The following is a 20,845-nucleotide window of genomic DNA, read 5'->3' as shown; positions in this document are numbered from 1 at the left end:
GAGCTTCAGCGCAACATCGTCCCCATAGTGAAGGATCGCTCTTTCAAACGGAACAAACAGACAAAAGCTAACAAATTCACGAAGACCAAGCGGCGGGGGCTATAACCGCTTAACCTGACAACATTGGGCAAGCCCCCCAATCCCGAGTGACGCGAATCCCACGCCTGACTCACAGTTTACAACCGCGAAGATTTACTTTATCATTACTTTAATTAGATAAAATGGTACAGTGATACCGTAATAAAGCAAATTGCGGAGGAGCGGTTATTTTTGATTAAAGCGGTAGTTTTCGATTTTGACGGACTTATGATGGATACGGAAACTTTTGAATACTATTCGTTTCGGGAGCTTTTGAAAGATTACGGAGTAGATTTGCCGCTTGCGCTTTATTGCACTCGAATCGGAGGGGATGCCGACACTTTTGACCCCTACCGCTATTTGCAGGAGCAGACAGGCGTTCAGCATGATCGGGAGCTGCTGAGAAAGCTGAGGCGGGACAAGTTTGATGTCCTGTTCGGGAATGAAGGAACGAGGCCGGGGGTGCGAGAGTATTTGGATTGCGCGCGGGAGATGGGGCTAAGAATCGGGCTTGCGTCAAGTGCGCCGAAGGACTGGATTTTTCCGTTTCTTGAAAAGTGGAACTTGAAAACATATTTCGACTGTATCCGCACACATGAGGATGCGCAAAACGTAAAGCCCGACCCCGAATTGTACATTCAGGTTCTTGCCGAATTTCGGGTTCGGCCGGAAGAAGCCGTCGCTTTTGAGGATTCGCCGAACGGTGCGCTGGCCGCCATACGCGCGGGCATGAAATGCGTCGTCGTCCCGAACGAAGTTACAAGCGGTCTGGAGGCGCCTGCGGGCGTCCATTTGACATTAAACTCCATGCTGGATATGGATCTCCACTGCGTGATTGAGCGGGTTGGCGCCCGGCAGGCGCAATGACGTCAAAACTGTGCGGCAGTTTTGGCCTCCGGGTTATAAACCGGCATTCTTTGTCCATAATGCATAATAGCAGCAATTTTTTTGGGCAGGGGGATGTCGGATCATGTTGGCCGTTCATCAACGTATGGCAGAATTATGGACAATGCGCAGAGCGCGCGAGTTGACCCAGGCGGAGCAGGATGAGCTGATGCTGTGTCTGGAAGCGAACGCGACGTATGTGTGGAACCGGCTGAAGCTGGATAATTTATCGTTGTGCGCATCGCTGACTCATGACTACGAGTGGCTGCATGAAATTTGCGAACGCATCGAGAAACTTGAACCGAAGCACTGACACCTGTTGTCGGTGCTTCTTTTCTCATGCTTTTCTGCGGAGGAAGCGGCGGGTATAATGGATATAGTCATGTTGGGGAAAAGGAGATTGCTGCATGTTCAGCCGATTCAGGCAAATTCAAAGCTTGGCTTCAAAAAGGCACCTTTTGCTAGGATGCATGTTAATCCTGGCGCTGCTTCTGCGGATCGTCATTGCACCGGTATGGACCGGTTACGATACGGACGTACGCACGTTTATGGCTTGGGCGGACCGCGCATATACCGCAGGTCTTTCGGGATTGTACACGGATGCCGCCAATTTTTTTCTTGATTACCCCCCAGGGTATATGTATGTGCTATACCTGATCGGCCTCATTCATCATCTGTTCCATATTCCATGGGAAAGCGGGCTATCGTTGACGATTTTGAAGCTCCCTGCGATGCTCGCCGATATCGGGCTGGCCTACGCCGTGTACCGGATCGCCGTCAAGGTTGGAGGCGGCTGCCGGGCCTGGCTCCCCGCTCTCGGACTCGCCGCATTGTTCGCGTTCAATCCGGCGATGTGGGTCAATTCGGCGGTATGGGGGCAGGTCGACTCCTTTTTTATGATGTTCATTCTCGCCGCCTTGCTGCAGCAGCAGAAGGGGAAGCTGCCGCTGGCTGCGGTATTTCTGGCACTGGCGATTTTGCTCAAGCCGCAGGCGCTGCTGTTCGGGCCGTTCCTGCTGATTGACGTCATCAAAAAGCGCAGCTGGATGACATTCGCATTAAGCTGCTTGAGCGGCGCGGCCACGATAGCCGTGCTGGCGCTGCCTTTTGCCATCGGCAGAGGGTACGGCTGGCTGTTCGAACTGTACATAAGCACACTGTCTTCATATCCATACGCTTCGCTCAATGCGTTTAATCTCATGGCGCTGTTGGGCGGCAATTTTACCGAAATGACCAAAAGCATGCTGCACGTATCGTACCAATCGCTGGGCTGGGTGCTGATGGCCGCATCGCTGCTCTACTGCTGCTACTTGTACATCCGCAGCAAAGACCGGAAGGGGGCGCTGCTGTATGTCGCATTTTTGTTCATTACGGCCGTTTTCATCTGTTCGACCAAAATGCACGAGCGGTATTTGCATTACGGACTGCTTTTGGCGCTGGCGAGTTTCATTTATTTGAAGGACAGGCGGGTACTCGGCTTGTTTATCGGCTTCAGCCTTACGCATTTTATCAACGTGGCCGATGTGCTGCTGCGCAGCTTCCATCAGGATTACCACATCCCCCGTTTCGATCCGCTGATGCTCGTCGTCTCGGCCGTCAACGTTATTTTGTTTGCATACGCGGCTGTATTAGGATGGCGGTACTTCGTACAGCACCAAACGTTCGAAAAGCCCGAAGGCCAGGCACAGCAGACGGATGCCGGGGCGGAGAACGAGGAGGGCGAGCCCGCCGACCGCTGGAAAACGATTTTCCAGCCTGCGGAGGACGAACTGGAGCGAAGCGGCAAAGGGCGCTTTTTTTCCAAAAAAGATGCCTGGTATTTGGGCGGACTGATTTTGGTTTATTCGATCATCGCCTTGTACCGTCTGGGCGGGCACGAGGATCCGGTCACGTTCTGGAAGCCTGCCAAGACGGGAGAGGCGGTCGTCGCCGATCTCGGCAGCACGCGCAGCATTACGAGAATCAACAGCTTCGCCGGGGTTGGCGAGGGCTCGTATTCGTTCTGGTTTTCCACGGACGGCCAAGCGTGGAGCCAGCAAACGACCGTCAAATCCGATCACACGAAAGTGCTCACCTGGAATACGGTGGAGCCGAAAGTACAGGCGAGATACGTGAAAATTACGGCCGATTCGCTGGAAAGTTCGGGGCTGCGCCTGCATGAAGTCGGCATTTTCGCCGACGGCAGCAGCACGATTGTGCCGGTTCAAGCGGTGACCGCACAGGAGGCGAACCCCGCCGATCAAGGCAAGCCGGAAAACGTGTTCGACGAGCCGGCCGTAGTTCCGTACACGCCAACGTTTATGGAAGGCAGCTATTTCGACGAAATTTATCACGCGCGGACGGCCTACGAGCATCTTCACAAGATCGAACCGTATGAGAGCACCCACCCTCCGCTTGGGAAAATACTGATTTCGCTCGGCATTTGGCTGTTCGGGCTGAATCCGTTCGGCTGGAGAATCGTCGGCACGGTATTCGGAATCGGCATGATTCCTGTCATCTACGTGTTTGCCAAAAGGATGTTCGGACGCTCCGAGTTCGGGTTTATCGCCGCGTTTTTGATGACGTTCGATTTCATGCATTTTGCCCAGACGCGGATTGCTACGATCGATGTGTACGGCGTGTTTTTCATCATGCTGATGTTCTACTTCATGTACCGCTACACGACGCTCAGCTTTTATCGGGAACGGCTGTGGAAGACGCTAGTGCCCCTCGGCTTGTCGGGTTTGTTTTTCGGCATCGGCGCCGCGTCCAAATGGATCGTCATCTACGGCGGCGCAGGGCTCGCTCTGCTGCTGTTCCTGACGCTCCTGGAGCGCTTCCGCGAATACCGGCTTGCGCGGAGCGCGCTGGAAGGCGAGACGCTTGCGGACGAAGACCGCGGCAGGCTGCAGCAGGTGAGGCGTCTTTTTCCGAAGTATACGCTCCTTACGCTGGCTTACTGCATCCTGATGTTCGCTATCGTGCCTGCGATTATTTACACGCTGTCCTATATCCCTTTCATGATGGTGCCGGGTCCGGGCCACAGCCTGAAGGATGTCGTTACTTATCAGGTGCACATGTACAAATACCACAAAGATCTCGTCGCGACGCATCCCTTCTCTTCGCCTTGGTGGGAATGGCCGCTGATGCTCAGGCCGATCTGGTATTATCAAGGCAAAATGCTGCCGGAAGGCATGCTGTCCAGCATCATATCGTTCGGCAACCCGCTTGTTTGGTGGCCCGGCTTCGCCGCGGTGATCGTTTCGCTCTATGTCGCAGTGAAGCGGCGCGATAAAAAGCTGGGCATGCTGCTCATCGCCTACGGCTCGCAGTATTTGCCGTGGATGCTCGTGCCGCGGCTGACTTTTATTTATCATTATTTCGCGATGGTGCCGTTCCTCATTTTGATTTTGACTTACTACATCAAGGGATACATGCAGGAATCCGCCACCGCCGGCAGACGGAGATGGGTGTACGGATATTTGGGAGCCGTGTTCGTCATGTTCGCGCTATTTTACCCGATTTTATCGGGCATGGTTATTCCTGCGGCTTACTCGCATTTCCTTAGATGGCTGCCGGGCTGGAACTTTTTCTAGTGCGGCCGGCGTCCGGAGCTGCCTGCAAGCCTCTGGAGCGGCCGGGGGCGTGCAAATAATGGTTGACGGGCCGGAATGCCGGTGGTAAGATAAAACCAAGTTATTTACTATGAATTAATACGAGCAAGTCGACCGGACCTCTGGAGACTCCCCCCTTTGATTGCAAACAAAGCTGCGGAGTCTCTTTTTCATCAACTATCACATGCGGAGAGTGAACTGGCATGGCAAAAGTGGTTATTATTTCCGGAAGTCCGACCCCGACATCCCGTCTGCACGGCGTTATTGAAACGGCCAAAAGCGAGCTGCTCCAAGCAGGCCTGGAAGTGGAATGGATTAAAGTGCGGGACATTCCGGCCGAGGACTTGCTTTATGCAAAATTTGACAGCGAGGCGATTGTCAAAGCTAACGCGCTGGTTGCCGAAGCGGATGCCGTTTTCGTCGCTACCCCGGTGTACAAAGCTTCCTACACGGGCGTATTGAAAGCGTTCCTCGACCTGCTGCCGCAAAAAGGGCTCGACCGCAAAATCGTGCTGCCGCTTGCAGTCGGCGGAACGATCGCGCATTTGCTGGCGATCGACTATGCGCTCAAACCGGTATTGTCTTCGCTGGGCGCGCAAAACATTTTGCAGGGCGTTTACGCGCTCGATAAGCAGGTAACTTGGGGCGAGCAGGGGCAGGCCATTTTGGACGAAGAAATTTCCGCGCGCCTGCATGAATCGGTTGCGGAATTTATTCAGGAAATCAAGTGGCATACAAGCCGCAAGGTATAAAAGAGCGTTGCAGGCAGGCCGCCGCCGGGTCCATCGTGGGTCCGGCGGCGGTTTTTTTTGCTACGCAGCGACCCCCGGGAAGCCGCCCAAAGACGGCGCAGCCGTTCATGCGCTGGCAGCGAGCCGAAATACCCCTTCTCAGATCGGTTTAGATCAATTTTTCCTCTTCGAGCTGAGAGCCACCCGCATACAAATTGATCTGAGGGGAATTCAGTTGGACTTTCTCAACAGCCTGACAGCACATCTGATTGACAACGCGGAGAAAGCCTGCAAAAGTGCAGGTTTTTGCTCGCGGATACACCTTCAGCGAAAAATTCCTGCAAATGTGCAGGCTTCTTAGCTGCTGCGCGAGCTCAGGCCCATTTTTATCGGGAATTCCTGCACAATTGCAGGTTTTTCCTCAAAATGAGCCTCATGCACAGAAAAAGCCTGCACTTTTGCAGGCTTTTAAATTTGCCAAGCCGCAACCCCCTCCGGCTGCCCTGACAGAGTGTCGCGACTTTCTCGACACTCTGACAACCGCAGGCTTTTCGCCAAAAGCCTCCTGCACAATCGCAGGCTTTCCCCTCAGCCTTGCCTGATACCTGCCGTGTACCCGCCACAACCCGCCGTGCACCTACCGCACCCCGCCGCGCCCGCGACATAGCCTTGCCTGATACCTGCGGTGCACCTGCCGCGCTCGCGACGTAGCCTTGTCTGATCCTGCGCCGCAACCCGCCGCACCCACCGCGCCCGCGACGTAGCATCGCGGTAATCACCGCGCCGCCAGCGCAAAATACTGCTTGCGGAAGCGGAGCGGGGGCAGTCCGACGCTCTTTTGGAAGCAGCTTGAAAAGTAGGGCGTATAGGAAAAGCCGACATACTCGGCAATTTGGGCGATGGGCCACTCCGTCGTAATAAGCAGCCGTTTGGCCTGCTCGATGCGGTATTCGTGCAAATATTCCATGGGCGTGCAGCGGTACACTTCTTTCATGCAGCGGACGATGTAGTTGGAATGAAAATGCAGAGCGTTGGAGAGAGCTTCGTTCGTAATGTCCTTCCGGTAATTTTGCTTGAGAAAAGCTTCCGCAGCTTCCGCCAGCTTCATCACGGGCGAGGAATGATGATCCCGGCTCTCCTGCTCCAACAGCCGCAGCAGCTCCATGCACAGCGCCTGCTCCTGCCAGAAAGCCGTGGAGCGGCGGTTGCCGGAAATATCCATAAGCTGCTGCACGATTCGGAAGGCGACGGAAGGCTGCAGCAGGGCGGCAAACTGCGGAAGCCGCAGCGTATAAGGATTCGCGAAGGGCTGGCGGTTCGGCTGCAGCGGGCGTTCCTCTTCCCGAACCTCCTGCCAATCCCCGGCGCAATTTATATGCACCCAATAAAACTCCGTCTCCTCCGCGCATGGCCGGGTCGGATAATGGTGCCCTTCGGGGCGGAGCAGCAGCATCTGCCCTTCGCTCAGCTCCCACAACCGCTCATCCTCGCCCATGTACAGCGTCCCCTTCACGATCAGGAGCAGGTCGAACATGCCCAAATGCCGCCGGTTCGGATGCTGTTCCCCGGGGGCGTATACGCTTTTGCCGCAGCCCAAATAGTAGGGCAGAGGCGGCAGATCAAATGAAAAATGGATATCCGCACTCATCGATCGATCCCTCCGGACACACCATGTGCTTGTGTTGAATTTTATAAAAATGAGTTCATTTTATTCGTATTTTCTCTTTATTTTACAAGATATACTTGCAGGAGTGAAGGGTTAATTCATGATGTTTTTGGGAGGATGACATATGGAACGTATCCGCATTGAGGACGATTTTTGGAATCGCTATACGGAGCTTGTAAGAAATACGGTGATCCCTTACCAATGGGAGGCGCTGAACGATCGTATTAAAGATGCGGAGCCCAGCTGCGCGATCCGCAATTTTCGGATTGCCGCAGGCCTGGAAGAGGGCGAGTTCGGGGGAATGGTGTTCCAGGACAGCGATTTGACCAAGTGGCTGGAAGCGGTGGGGTATTCGCTGGGCCATCATCCGGACCCCGCTTTGGAGCGGACGGCCGACGAGGCGATTGAGCTGATTGCGCAGGCGCAGCGCGATAACGGTTACATGAATACGTACTATGCGATCAAGGAACCCGGAAAAGAATGGACCAATCTGCACGAATGCCACGAGCTGTACTGCGCAGGGCATTTGATCGAAGCCGCCGTAGCCTATTTCCACGGAACCGGGAAAAGAAAGCTGCTGGATATCGCGTGCAAATTCGCGGATCATATCGATTCCGTATTCGGCCCGGAAGAAGGCAAGCTGCAAGGATATTGCGGGCATCAGGAAATAGAGCTGGCGCTGGTCAAATTGTATCAGGCGACCGGAGAATCGCGCTATTTGCGGTTAAGCCAGTATTTTATCGATCAGCGGGGGCAGGAGCCGAATTATTTTCATCTGGAGTGGGAGCGAAGAGGGCGCACCAGCCACTGGGTGCAGGGGATTACCGCCAAGCCAGACCTCGCCTACACTCAAAGCCATCTTCCGGTGCGCGAGCAATCGGTCGCTGTCGGGCATTCCGTGCGCGCCGTCTACATGTATACGGCTATGGCGGATTTGGCCCGCTTGACCGGCGATCGGGAATTGGCGGAAGCGAGCCGGCGGCTGTGGAGCAATATGACCGGGCGGCAAATGTACATTACCGGCGGCATCGGCTCGACCCATCATGGCGAAGCGTTCTCCTTCGACTACGATCTTCCGAACGATACGGTGTACGCGGAAACTTGCGCATCGATCGGGCTTATTTTTTTCGCGCAGCGCATGCTGCAGCTGGAGCCTAAGAGCGAGTATGCAGACATGATGGAACGCGCGCTGTACAACAACGTGCTTGGCAGCATGGCGCTGGACGGCAAGCATTTTTTTTACGTGAATCCGCTTGAAGTATGGCCGGAGGCGAGCGCTAAAAATCCGGGCAGACGCCACGTCAAGGCGGTCCGGCAAAAATGGTTCGGCTGCTCCTGCTGCCCTCCGAATGCGGCAAGGCTGTTAAGCTCCTTGAACGACTATATTTATACCGTCGACAAGCCGGCGAACACCGTTTATACTCATCTGTTTATCGGCAGCTCGGCGTCGCTGCAAACCGATGCCGGAGAAGTGACGCTGAAGCAGCGTGCCGAACTGCCCTGGAGCGGCAAAGTAACGTTCGAGATCGATTCCGCGCCGGAAACCCCGGTAACGCTCGCGCTTCGGATTCCCGAATGGAGCAGGGGCGAAGCCGTCATGATCATTAACGGGACCCCCGAGCCGTATACCGTGAAGGACGGCTATGCGCTGGCAGCGAGAGTGTGGAAGCAAGGGGATCGTGTGGAATGGAAATTGGCGATGGACATTCAATTGCTGGAAGCCAACCCGCAGATCCGGGCCAATGCCGGCAAAGCTGCGATTCAGCGCGGGCCGCTGGTCTACTGCCTGGAAGAAATCGACAACGGAAGCCCCGTTTCGGCGATTTCGATATCGGCGGACTCCAGGCTTGCTGCCGTTCGCGAGGAGCAATTTCCGGGAGGCGCAATCGTCATTGTAGGGGAAGGACACGCCGATGACGCGTCTTCCTGGGCGGATCAGCCGTACCGGCCTCTGGTCCGGCATACGCAGTCTTTTCGCTGGAAAGCCGTGCCGTACTATTTGTGGGGCAACCGGGGGCAGGGCGAAATGAGCGTATGGGTACGATATGGGATAGATTGCCGCAAGTGATCCTGATTCAATCACAGTTAAGCCCACATCTTGATGATAAGGTGTGGGTTATTGCCGATTAAGAGGCTCGTTCAGGCGGAAAAGAGAGTTCTAAATCGCGGGGCAAACCATAAAATTTAGTTAAACGATTAAACCTATAAATGATTTTACACAAAAAATAAAGCGCTATCATATTGTAAAATGAGATGGAATCCCTTATAATTTAGTTAAACGTATAACTAATAGAGGGATAAATAATGAAAAAACCAACCATTAAAGATGTAGCCAAAGCCGCAGGCGTCTCAACGGCAACTGTCTCCTACGCATTAAACGGCAGGGTTGACAAGGTGTCGGCGGAAACGATCGAACGCATCAAGACGATCATTGAAACGATCAACTACATTCCTGATTTCTCTGCAAGAAGCCTGGTCAAAAATCAATCGAAGCTCATCGGCATCGTTATTCCGCAGACGGAATCGCATAAACAGCTCATTCTTGAAAATCCTTTCTACAGCGAAATGATCAGCGGCATTGAGAGCAAGCTGCGCGAGTACGGTTACCATTTGTTATTATCCGGCGTGAATCAGGGCGAGAGCTATTTGGACCTGTCGGTCCAGCGGAACCTGGACGGCGCTATTATGATGGGGATATATCCGGAGCAGTTTTATGACGGATTCAAGAAAATCAACATCCCAATCGTGCTGATCGATAGCTATATTAACGACAGTTATTTTAAACGGATCGGCATCGACGACGAGTACGGAGGTTATTTGGCGACGAAGTATTTGATCGACAAAGGGCATTCGAATATTGGGTTGATTACAGGGGCGATTCGCCGGGACGGTGTCGTGGAAAAACGCTTTCTCGGCTACAAGCGGGCAATACGCGAAGCGAACTTTTTCTACAATCCGGATTATGTGTTTGAAGATTCGATGAGCTATGAGCACGGGATGGCGGCAGGGCAACTAATTGCAAGTAAACATCCGGAAATTACAGCCGTGTTTGCTACGGGCGATATGGTCGCATTCGGAGCGATTCGCAGCCTGATGGATGTGGGCAAAAGAGTGCCTGAAGATATATCGGTCATCGGCTTTGACGATATATCGATGTCCAAAATGTTTCTGCCGCCCCTCACAACAATCCGTCAAAATATTACCGAAAAGGGAGCAATTGCAGCCGAACATCTCATCAATATGATTCAGGGAAGCGGCGGGCAGGAAACGAATGAAATCATGCTGCCGCTTGCGATTATGGAAAGAGGTACGGTCAGACGGAGGGAGTAGTCCTCTCTCGGGAGCCGGGAAAAGGAGAATGACATGGTAGGACAAAAGCGATTTTCCAGAATGGCTGTCATCATCGGATTCTTATTCCCAAGTTTGGCGGGATTGCTTTTCTTCCAGCTTATCCCGATGCTTTCCTCGGCTGTGATTTCCTTCACCGATTGGGATTTGCTTACGCCGGCCAAGTTCGTCGGACTGGATAATTACAGCGAAGCTTTGCATGATGAGAAAACGCTTACATCCCTTTTGAACATTCTTCAATATATCGTAGGTTATATTCCTTCCGTGCTCGTGTTCGGCTTGTTGTTTGCAGTACTGCTGAATCGGAAGCTGAGAGGCGTTAAGCTGTACCGGATTTTCATCTTCGTGCCGGTCATCACCTCGTGGGTTGCCGTTTCCATCGTATGGCGCTGGCTGCTCAATGGTCAGAACGGACTCATTAACTACCTGTTGTCGCTGGTCGGGATTCAAGGTCCTGTGTGGCTTCAAGATTTCGTATGGGCAATGCCCTCGATTATCGCAGTGAGCGTATGGAAAGACATCGGGTATGTGACCGTGATTTTGCTTGCGGGCTTGCAGGATATCTCCGATGACTACTATGAAGCGGCGACGATCGACGGAGCCGGAGGATTTCAGCAATTTTTCCGGGTGACGCTTCCGCTGCTTACGCCGAGCATTTTCTTCGTGCTTGTCATTTCGCTGATCAATGGCTTCCAACTGTTCGATCAGGTGCTGGTGATGACAAACGGAGGTCCGGCCGGGCAAACGAGTACGCTCGTGCAGCAAATTTATGGAAACGCCTTCCAAAGTTATAAAATGGGTTTTGCTTCCGCGCAGTCCTGGATCTTGTTCGTTATTATTTTCGCAGTCACGGTCGTTCAACAGCAGCTTCAGAAAAGGTGGGTTACCTATGACCGATAAATATATGCCATATCGGAACCTGCTGTCGCATATGATTTTGCTCGCAGCGGCTGTCGTTCTCGTGTTCCCGTTTGTTTGGATGTTGTCCGGATCTTTCAAAGACAGCCTGGAGGTCGTTCGGATGCCGCCCAATCTCATTCCCGATACATTCAAGTTCAGCAATTATGTTGAAATTGCCAAGTACTTTCCGATCTATCGTTTCTTAGGCAACAGCATTGGCGTATCGGCCGTGACAACGATTGCTCAGGTGGTTGTGTGCGCGATGGCGGCGTTCGTTTTCGCCAAAATTCCATTTCGGGGCAGGGAGCCGTTATTTGTACTCTACCTGATCACGATGATGATTCCGATGCAGGTGACGATGACCCCGCTCTTTATCGTCTTTCAGAAGCTGCACTTGACGAACACGTATCCGGGTCTCATTTTGCCCGGCATTTTCAGCGCTTACGGCACATTCCTGCTAAGACAGCATATCATGACGATTCCCGATCCGCTGGTCGAGGCGGCAAGGATGGACGGAGCTTCCTATGTACGGGTGTTTGCGAGTATCATACTCCCGCTCAGCAAACCCGCCCTAGCCACGTTGGCGATCTTTGCTTTCATGGCATCGTGGAACAATTTCTTATGGCCTCTTATCATCACGAGCGACAAGGAACTGATGACCCTTCCGATCGGGCTGAGCAAGCTGCAAGGCAGATGGGCGACGGAATGGAACATTTTGATGGCGGGCAATGTCATTAGCTTTATTCCGATTTTCGTCGTGTTCTTGTTCGCATCGCGATATTTCATTAAGGGCATGACCATGAGTGGCGTAAAAGGATAATGAGAGGGGGGATGCGCTTACCGCGGGGAAGGCGTGCATGGTTGGTAATGAAGACTCAGACAAAATTTCATGTGAAGAGAGGGTTCTGCATGGGTGCCCGAAAAACAGGTTGGGTCGTTGCGTTAAGCGTCATTGTTTCACTTGCGGCAGCGGGGTGCGGGTCGGATCGTAAACCGGAAGCGTCGTCTCAGGCGACTCCGAAACAGGACGCAACTGCGCCGGGGGCAACACAGGAGGCGAAGAAAGATCCGGTTACGCTCAAGTTCATGCAGTACACCGCAAGCGGCTCTCAAGAGCAGACGCTCGGCGATATGGTGAAAGCGTTCGAAGCCGCAAATCCCGGCGTGAAGGTCAAAGTGGATATCGTCGATTATAACAACTACTACACGAAACTCAATACACAGCTTGCATCGGGGGATGCGCCTGACGTATTCGAGGTCGGATACGAAAACTTCGTCTCTTATGCCGCCAAAAATACATTAAAAGACTTGACCCCGATCATTGCGCAGGACGCAGCGTTCAAACCGGACATTTACAAAGGTCTCGCCTATGATTCTTTCAAATACAATAGCAAGCAATACGGGGTTGTAGAGTCGTTTTCGGATGTCGTTCTTTTCTACAATAAGGACTTGTTTGACAAAAAGCAGGTTGGTTATCCGAAGGCGGATTGGACGTGGAAAGAGGAGCTGGAAGCGGCTCAGAAGCTGACCGACGCCAAAAGCGGCGTCTGGGGCACTTATTCGCCGATCCAATTCTATGAGTTCTACAAAACGATCTCGCAGAACGGCGGAGGCATCTGGAGCGCAGACGGCAAGCCAACGGTTAACAGCAAGGAGAACATCGAAGCTTTGAACTGGATGTTGGATAAAGCCAGAAAGTATAAAGTATCTCCTCCGCTGAACGACGACACCTTCAACCAGCCGGACGCGGATTTGAACGCCTTCAAAGCGGGCAAAATCGCGATGCTGCGCGGCGGTATTTGGAATTTCGGCCGATTTGCGGATGCGCCGTTCAAATGGGATATTGCGCTGGAGCCGGGCAATACGAAGAAAGCGCATCATTTCTTTGCCGACGGTCTTGTCGTTTCAGATAAAACGAAGAATGCGGAAGCCGCTTGGAAGTTTATTAAATTCATGTCCTCCGACCCTGCGGTTGTGAGTAAGCGGATCGAGAAGGGCTGGAGCGTTCCGGCGGTTTCCGATGAGAAAGCGATGGAGGCTTATTTCAAACAAACGCCACCTGAATCGAAGAAAGTCGTGCTTGAAGCGCTGAATACACTTGTGCTTACGCCAGTCGGTCCGATTCCGGACAAATGGAGCGATTTGACGAAAGCGATCGGCGATGAAATCGATAAAGCAAAGCTGAAGCAGGACTACACGGCGGAAAAGGCGCTGAATGAAGCGCAAGCCAAGATTGAGAAGCTGGCAAGTAAATAACAGGCAGACTTGGAGTCGGCATGGAGGGGCATTGTTGCGGCAACTGCCCCTTTTGGTTTCCCTAATAAGAACGTTAGCAAGGAGGATTTTATTGTGAATAAACCGGATTTGCAGCAGTATGCGAACGTTGAGATCGATGCTTTAACAGGAGAACTGGCGATAGGCGGACAGAAGGCTGGTTTTCGCGAAGCGGCATTTTTAAGCTATGCGTTCGTGCGGCGTGGAGAGCCGGATCGGGCGCTGCCGTTGTTAAGGGTTTTATGCGGAAGCAAGCGTCTGGAACAAGCGGCGCTGACGGATCAAGCGCTGGTGCTGTGGGCTGCCGGCGAGTATCTTAAGGCGAGTGATGACGAATCTTTCGGCGCGGAAATTCAGGAGTTTATTCATGCTGCGGTTCGGCTGATCGATGCAAATTGGAAAAAACCGCAGCCTCATTGGCTGCAAGGGGAAAATCAAGGCATCTATCTTAGTCACCTTGCCATATATTTTGCGGCCATCCAATCGAATATGCAGCACGGTGCAGGCGAAATAGGCTTGCATTTGATGAAGTCGTTACGAGAACTCCTTTTTGCTAAGTTTATTAAAAATGGAAGGGTTGTCAGCCAACTTGGGGATACGGCGATTCACGGAGAAATTACCGCTGCGGCTATTCCCTTCGGAATGCTTGGTATTGAAGACCGAATTCTGATAGAGGCGCTGTATAAACTGGAAGAGACGCTTGTCGGCAAGGGCGTTAGACTGTGGGAGAGCGACACCTATTTCGGCGGCTGTGAGCGGCCTGATGTGACTTGCCTCTTGGCTTGGTACTACGCCAAAAAAGGCGATACAGTGCGGGCGAAGGAACTGCTGGCCCGGGTAGAGGCGCTGCAAGAGGAGCAGGGCGCGCTTTATGAGGTGGATATGACGACGGCGAAGGAGCCGCTGATGCTTGATTATTGGCGTGAGCGGATGCAGGGGCAAGAGCAAGGGCAAGAGCAAGGGCAAGAGCAAGGGCAAGGGCAAGAGCAAGGGCAAGGGCAAGGGCTGCCGCCCATCAGCACATGGTGCGCTGTGCTGATGGAATTGGCGCAGACTGCGCTTGTGTCAGGCGCAGGTGCGCACGCGAGCGCGGACAGCGTCGCGCTCATACATATGCCTACAGGTTACGACGATCCGTACGTAACCTTGGCTTGCGAGCGGTTCCCCCGCCAGCCCGAAGCGGGCGATGCGGTGGTGGTGCATCTGCTGACGCAGCCGTTCCAGCCGAGTCAGGCGGTTTCGGTGCAGGCCGTCGTTGGCGGTATTCCGGCGGCGCAAGCTGTTCCGGCCGTCGTCAAAGTGCTCGCCGGCGGGGAGAAGGTCTGGGAAGCGCAGCTGGGCCCTTACCTCGCGGGTGACGAGGTCAGCTATGCTTTTGCGCTTCAGGCCGGGGGGAAGTCGGCAGTTTCGCCGACTTATGGCTTTAAGGTCCGGTCATGGACGGCGCTGGAGCGCGTCCATGCGATGTACGAGACGACGAATGGCTTCGTCGTCGAGCTGGCCGGCGCAGACATGGCGCAGCCGTCTGTGCTGGCATTCCGCGCCGAGGCCGGCGGCGCGGTGCGGATAACGTTCGCCACAGCGGGCGAACGGGCATACGCCCGGCGCGTGCAGCAGGCAGCGCTGCAGATGGGACGCGCACGGCTGGAAGCCGGCGTGCGCGAGGGGAAGCTTGCGCTGGCCTTGCGCAGCGCGGAGGGTTTGCTTGCCGAAGGCTTCGCCGCCGAAGGGAAGCCGCTGATCGAAGCGTTGACCGACGGCTCGGGAACGGTCCATAAGTTGCGGCTCAACATGAAGACGAGGCCGGAGCACCGCTGGTTCGGCATGGGGGAACGTTTTGCCCATTACGAATACTCCGGACAGGAGGTGGATCAGTATGTGTACAACCAGTACCGGGATCAAGGCTTGAAAACCTACATGCCCGTTCCTTTTGCCATCTCATCGGGAGGGTATGCCATTTTTGTGGATACAGCGCTTTATTCTGCGTTCCGATTTCATACAAGATTATCCGATTTGGTAGAAGTAGAAGCGGACGTTTCGCGGGTGAATCAGCAACTGGTCGTTTATTTATTTGCCGGGAAACCTCTGGATATGATCGGACAATTTACGGATATTACCGGCAAGCCCGCACTGCCGCCCAAGTGGTCGTTCGGTCCGTGGATGTCGAGCAATAACTGGGACTCGCAGAACGAGGTCATGAAGCAAGCGGAGTTAACCGCCAAATACGAGATACCGTCAACAGTGCTTGTCATCGAGCAGTGGAGCGACGAGGCGACGTTCTATATTTTTAACGATGCGCAGTATGAGGTGCAGGACGGCAGTCAGCCGTTCCGCTATGGCGACTTCCAATTCCCGGAGTGGGGGCGCTGGCCGAATCCGCGAGGGATGGTTGAAGAACTTCACAACCAAGGGTTGAAGGTGCTTTTATGGCAGATACCAATTCATAAGTTTATGTATGGTGTCGCCCATGGCCAGCGCGATCGCGATGAAATAACTTTGCTTGAGCATGGCTTTTGCGTGAAAACAGCCCAAGGGGAGCCGTTTACACTCCCTTATAACTGGTTCAAAGATTGCCACATTATCGATTTTACCAATCCTGATGCGGTCAAATGGTGGTTCGATAAACGCCAGTATCTGCTTGATGAAATCGGCGTGGACGGTTTCAAAACCGACGGCGGCGAGTTCGTCTTCGGCCACGATCTCCAGTTCCACGATGGCTCCACCGGTCGCGAAATGCGTAATTTATACCCGAATTTGTATGTGGGCAGTTATTATGATTTTGTTCAACAGCATACCAAAGAAGGCGGCATTACGTTCAGCCGTGCAGGATACACCGGGGCGCAGCGGTATCCGCTGCATTGGGCGGGCGACGAGCGTTCGACCTTCCAGGCGTTTCGCTCCTCGATGATTGCCGGCCTGTCGAGCGGTATGTCGGGCATCCCTTTCTGGGGCTGGGATTTGGGCGGTTTTCATGGCGATATTCCGACAGCGGAACTGTTCGTGAGATCCGCCCAGATGGCGGCATTTTGCCCCGTGATGCAATATCATGCCGAGACGAAAGGCGAGTTCAATCAGGACCGGACCCCGTGGAACATTGCCGAACGGACAGGACAGCAGATCGTTATTGAGCTGTACAAAAAATATGCGGACATTCGAATGAACCTTTTGCCATACATTTATGATCAGGCCATCCGCGCGAGCCGAACGGGTCTGCCGATGATGCGCGCCATGTCGCTGCAATATCCGGCCGATGCGCATTGTACGGAAATGATCAGCGAGTACATGTTCGGCGAACACCTGCTCGTTGCTCCGGTTACGGAAGAGGGACATCGTGTGAAGGAGGTTTATTTCCCGGAGGGGACATGGCTCTCACTGTTTGATCAGGAGGAAGTTGCAGGCCCGCGTCTGCTGAAAGTCGCTGCAGGTATCGAGAAAATTCCTGTCTACCAAAAGGAAGACAGCGTGATCGCGATCAACTTGGCGGAGAATTACAAACTCGGCGGTCATGTCGGTAATCGGGTGGATGGTTATGAACACTTATGTTTCCGCGTATATGTCAAGGCAGAGCTTCAAGAAGAATTCCAGGATGATTTGGGCAACAAAGTGACCATTTCTGCGCAAAGGGAAGGTAAACGGATTCGTCTGGGCTGGTCGAGCAGTGTGCAGCAGCAGTTGACATTTCTTCTGTATTGGCCGGAAAGTGCGCAATCGGTCCTCTTGAATGGTTTCGAGCTGACGCTTGCGGCGCAGGTTGAGCAGCTGCTGCCAGGAAGTTACTGTCTAAGGGACAGAGAGGTGATGTTCTGTACCAGGGATTCAGCGGGAAGTTTGGTGATCGAAGGTTGATCGTCATGGAAATGCAGCCGGAAAATATGCGGTGTTATTCATGGCAGTCTCGAAGAGCTTATGTTCGGACTGCCCAATCCGGAGAGGGGGGATGCCTGGAAGAAGGCGCGCAGGCTTGGAAAAGACGATGCGGCAGCAGTCGGTCAGTTCTCATCCATAGTTTGTCAATCATTCGACATGAAAGGGGAAATAATCATGCTCGCAAGGAAAATACTATCATCAGTGAAGTTCGGTTCTTCTTTGTTGCTCTGTTTTTTCCTGCTTGTTCCAAGTGCTTATGCGATCGATGGCGTATACCACGCTCCCTACGGGATTGACGATCTTTATGACATTCAGACTACCGAGCGGAGTCCGAGAGATCCGGTAGCGGGCGAGACGGTGTATATCAAAATTACGACCTGGCCGATTGAATCCGGACAAACGGCTTGGGTGACCTGGACCAAAAACGGCGTCAATCAGACGCCGGTAGGAGCGGCCTACAAATACAACAGCGGCAACAATACGTATTGGGAGGCGAACCTTGGCAGCTTTGCCAAAGGGGATGTGATCGCCTATACCGTTCATGGCAACAAAGATGGCGCAAACGAAAAGACCGTCGGACCGTTCACCTTCACGGTAACGGACTGGGAGTCTGTCAGCAGCATAAGCTCCGTGACCAATAACACGAACCGCATTGTACTGAACGCGGTGCCGAACACAGGAACGCTAACGCCGAAAATCAACATTTCTTTCACGGCAGACGATGTGTTCCGCGTGCAAGTTTCTCCGACAGGGACAGGGACGCTCAGCAGCGGATTAAGCAACTATTCCGTGTCGGATACGGCGTCCACCGCTTGGATTACGACATCCAAACTGAAGATCAAGGTAGACAAAAATCCATTCCGGCTTAACGTCTACAAACCGGACGGCACGACGCTTATCGCACGCCAATATGACAGCACGACGAATCGGAACCTGGCTTGGCTGACCAACGGCAGCACAATCATTAACAAGGTGGAAGATCATTTCTACACACCTGCATCCGAGGAGTTTTTCGGGTTCGGCGAGCACTACAACAACTTCCGCAAGCGCGGAAATAATGTAGACACATATGTATACAATCAATACAAAAATCAGAATGACCGCACGTATATGGCGATCCCTTTTATGCTGAACAGCAGCGGTTACGGTATATTTGTAAACTCTACGTATTATTCCAAATTCCGTTTGGCGACAGAACGTTCGGATATGTACAGTTTTACGGCGGATACGGGAGGCAGCGCCAATTCGACGCTCGATTACTACTTCATCTATGGCAATGACTTGAAAGGCGTCGTCAGCAATTATGCCACGATTACCGGCAAGCCCGCGGCATTGCCGAAATGGGCCTTTGGTTTATGGATGTCGGCCAATGAGTGGGACCGTCAAACGAAAGTATCGACGGCGATTTCGAACGCGAATACCAACAATATCCCGGCGACGGCCCTCGTTCTTGAGCAGTGGAGCGATGAGAATACATTCTATATTTTCAATGATGCCACGTATACGCCCAAAACAGGCGGCGCTTCGTTTGCCTACACGGATTTCACGTTCCCTTCCGGCGGCAGATGGACGGATCCGAAGGCGATGGCGGACAACGTGCATAGCAATGGGATGAAACTTGTGTTATGGCAAGTGCCTATTCAGAAATGGACCTCAACGCCCTATACCCAGAAGGACAACGACGAGGCTTACATGATTGCCCAGAACTATGCTGTAGGCAATGGCAGCGGCGGGCAATACCGCATACCGGACGGCCAGTGGTTCGGCAACTCGCTGCTGCTTGATTTCACGAATGTGAATGCGAAAAACTGGTGGATGTCCAAACGCGCTTATTTGTTTGACGGCGTTGGCATCGACGGCTTCAAAACCGATGGCGGCGAGATGGTCTGGGGACGCTCGAACACGTTCTCGAACGGCAAAAAAGGCGACGAAATGCGCAATCAGTATCCGAACGAGTACGTGAAGGCGTATAACGAATACGCGCGTTCGAAGAAAAGCGATGCCGTCAGCTTCAGCCGTTCCGGCACGCAAGGCGCGCAGGCGAATCAAGTCTTCTGGTCCGGCGACCAAGAGTCGACGTTCGGCGCATTTCAGCAGGCCGTATCGGCCGGATTGACCGCCGGAATGTCCGGCGTTCCTTATTGGAGTTGGGATTTGGCGGGCTTCACAGGCACGTATCCAACGGCTGAACTGTATAAACGCGCGACCGAGATGGCTGCCTTCGCTCCGGTGATGCAGTTCCATTCCGAAGCCAACGGCAGCTCAGGCACGAACGAAGAGCGTTCTCCTTGGAATGCGCAGGCCCGCACAGGGGACAACACCATTATTAGCCATTTTGCGAAATATACGAATACCCGGATGAATCTGCTCCCTTACATTTACAGCGAAGCGAAGAAATCGAGCGATACCGGCGTGCCGATGATGCGCGCCATGGCCCTTGAATATCCGACCGACAGCAATACGTACGGTTTGACGCAGCAGTATATGTTCGGCGGCAGCCTGCTTGTCGCTCCTGTTATGAATCAAGGCGAGACGAACAAAAGCATCTATCTCCCGCAGGGGGACTGGATCGATTTCTGGTACGGCGCGCAGCGTCCGGGAGGGCGCACGATCAACTATACCGCAGGCGTGGATGATCTTCCTGTGTTTGTGAAGTCAGGCAGCATTATTCCGATGAATCTGAACGCGCAATACCAAATCGGCGCAACCATAGGCAATAACCTTACAAGCTATACCAACCTGGCTTTCAGAATTTATCCGCTCGGTACGACGGCTTACGATTGGAATGACGATATCGGCGGTTCGGTCAAAACCTTCACGTCCACCGAGCAGTATGGTCTGAACAAAGAGACGGTCAGCGTGCCTGCGATCAATGCGGCCAAGACGCTGCAAGTGTTCACGACGAAACCGTCTTCTGTGACTGTAGACGGTTCGCCGATGACAGCGTATAGCTCGCTTAGCTCACTAATAGGAGCTTCAGCAGGCTGGTACTATGATACCGTTCAGAAATTCACCTATGTTAAGCTCGGCGCAAGCGCGTCCGCTCAATCGGTCGTCTTAAACGGCGTCAACAAAGTGGAATACGAAGCCGAGTTTGCCGCGCAAACAGGCGTTTCCACGAATACGAATCATACCGGCTATACAGGAACGGGCTTCGTGGACAATTTCGAAACAACGGGCGATTCCGTGACCTTTGACGTCTCTGTAAAAGCTGCCGGCACCTTCGCGTTGAAAGTGCGCTATGCTTCGGGAGCCGGCAGCGGATCGCGCGCCATTTATGTCAATAACGCCAAGGTGACGGATTTATCGCTGCCGCAAACAGCGAATTGGGACACATGGGGGACGGCTGCGGTCAATGTGACCCTGAATGCCGGCTGGAATACGGTGAAAGTCAGCTACGACGGCACCAGTTCGCTCGGTATTAATCTGGATAACATCGCGATCCAAGAACAGTAAAAGCAGGGAGGGCTTGTCCCTCCCGCATTCCAAAAGCGAAAGGCGGT

12 protein-coding genes are annotated in these 20,845 nt (G+C 53.3%); 11 read left to right on the top strand and 1 reads right to left on the bottom strand.

The genetic code is table 11. The annotated features are described in order from the left end of the window. Nucleotides 1–270 precede the first annotated feature (270 nt). The 4 genes from AC3G2T_RS23440 to ssuE all read left to right on the top strand — a co-directional run bounded on the left by AC3G2T_RS23440 (nt 271) and on the right by ssuE (nt 5,308). Entirely contained in the window at nt 271–945 is a 675-nt protein-coding gene (locus tag AC3G2T_RS23440; RefSeq protein ID WP_474687101.1) for an HAD family hydrolase, read from the top strand. A 103-nt stretch (nt 946–1,048) separates the two neighbouring features. Further along, nucleotides 1,049–1,276 carry a DUF7667 family protein gene (locus tag AC3G2T_RS23435; protein ID WP_474687100.1) on the top strand — a complete coding sequence of 76 codons (228 nt, stop codon included), beginning with the start codon at nt 1,049–1,051 and terminating at the stop codon, nt 1,274–1,276. Between the two features lie 157 nt (nt 1,277–1,433). Beyond that, the gene (locus tag AC3G2T_RS23430) at nt 1,434–4,538 is read left to right on the top strand and encodes a glycosyltransferase family 39 protein (RefSeq protein ID WP_488437089.1); all 3,105 of its coding nucleotides are present in this window, start codon (nt 1,434–1,436) and stop codon (nt 4,536–4,538) included. A gap of 221 nt (nt 4,539–4,759) precedes the next feature. Beyond that, entirely contained in the window at nt 4,760–5,308 is a 549-nt protein-coding gene (gene ssuE, locus AC3G2T_RS23425; RefSeq protein WP_488437088.1) for an NADPH-dependent FMN reductase, read from the top strand. Nucleotides 5,309–6,062: 754 nt separating this feature from the next. On the opposite strand, the gene AC3G2T_RS23420 is transcribed toward ssuE, so the two are convergent. After that, nucleotides 6,063–6,935 (bottom strand): helix-turn-helix transcriptional regulator, encoded by an 873-nt coding sequence (locus AC3G2T_RS23420; protein WP_488437087.1) that lies wholly within the window; start codon nt 6,933–6,935, stop codon nt 6,063–6,065. 142 nt (nt 6,936–7,077) lie between these two features. Between AC3G2T_RS23420 and AC3G2T_RS23415 the strand changes: the two genes are divergently transcribed. The 7 genes from AC3G2T_RS23415 (at nt 7,078) to AC3G2T_RS23385 (ending at nt 20,798) form a co-directional block, all read left to right on the top strand. After that, complete coding sequence (locus tag AC3G2T_RS23415) at nt 7,078–9,021, top strand: glycoside hydrolase family 127 protein (RefSeq protein WP_488437086.1); 1,944 nt, start codon at nt 7,078–7,080, stop codon at nt 9,019–9,021. Nucleotides 9,022–9,257: 236 nt separating this feature from the next. Next, entirely contained in the window at nt 9,258–10,283 is a 1,026-nt protein-coding gene (locus AC3G2T_RS23410) for a LacI family DNA-binding transcriptional regulator (RefSeq protein ID WP_488437085.1), read from the top strand. 33 nt (nt 10,284–10,316) lie between these two features. Next, nucleotides 10,317–11,201 (top strand): carbohydrate ABC transporter permease, encoded by an 885-nt coding sequence (locus tag AC3G2T_RS23405; RefSeq protein WP_488437084.1) that lies wholly within the window; start codon nt 10,317–10,319, stop codon nt 11,199–11,201. Continuing rightward, nucleotides 11,191–12,021, top strand: coding sequence for a carbohydrate ABC transporter permease (locus AC3G2T_RS23400; protein WP_488437083.1), 831 nt, complete (start codon nt 11,191–11,193; stop codon nt 12,019–12,021). The genes AC3G2T_RS23405 and AC3G2T_RS23400 overlap by 11 nt, the downstream gene beginning before the upstream one ends. 89 nt (nt 12,022–12,110) lie before the next feature. After that, a complete protein-coding gene (locus AC3G2T_RS23395) occupies nt 12,111–13,457 on the top strand; it encodes an ABC transporter substrate-binding protein (protein ID WP_488437082.1) in 1,347 nt (448 codons plus the stop codon). A 93-nt stretch (nt 13,458–13,550) separates the two neighbouring features. Next, nucleotides 13,551–17,321: a glycoside hydrolase family 31 protein gene (locus AC3G2T_RS23390; RefSeq protein ID WP_488437081.1), complete on the top strand. Its 3,771-nt coding sequence runs from the start codon at nt 13,551–13,553 to the stop codon at nt 17,319–17,321. Between the two features lie 195 nt (nt 17,322–17,516). Continuing rightward, entirely contained in the window at nt 17,517–20,798 is a 3,282-nt protein-coding gene (locus AC3G2T_RS23385; RefSeq protein WP_488437080.1) for a TIM-barrel domain-containing protein, read from the top strand. Nucleotides 20,799–20,845 lie beyond the last annotated feature (47 nt).

The organism is Paenibacillus sp. sgz302191 (assembly GCF_057749925.1).
Note: the sequence above shows the minus strand (reverse complement) of the source record. Positions and strands in the feature narration are given on the sequence as shown.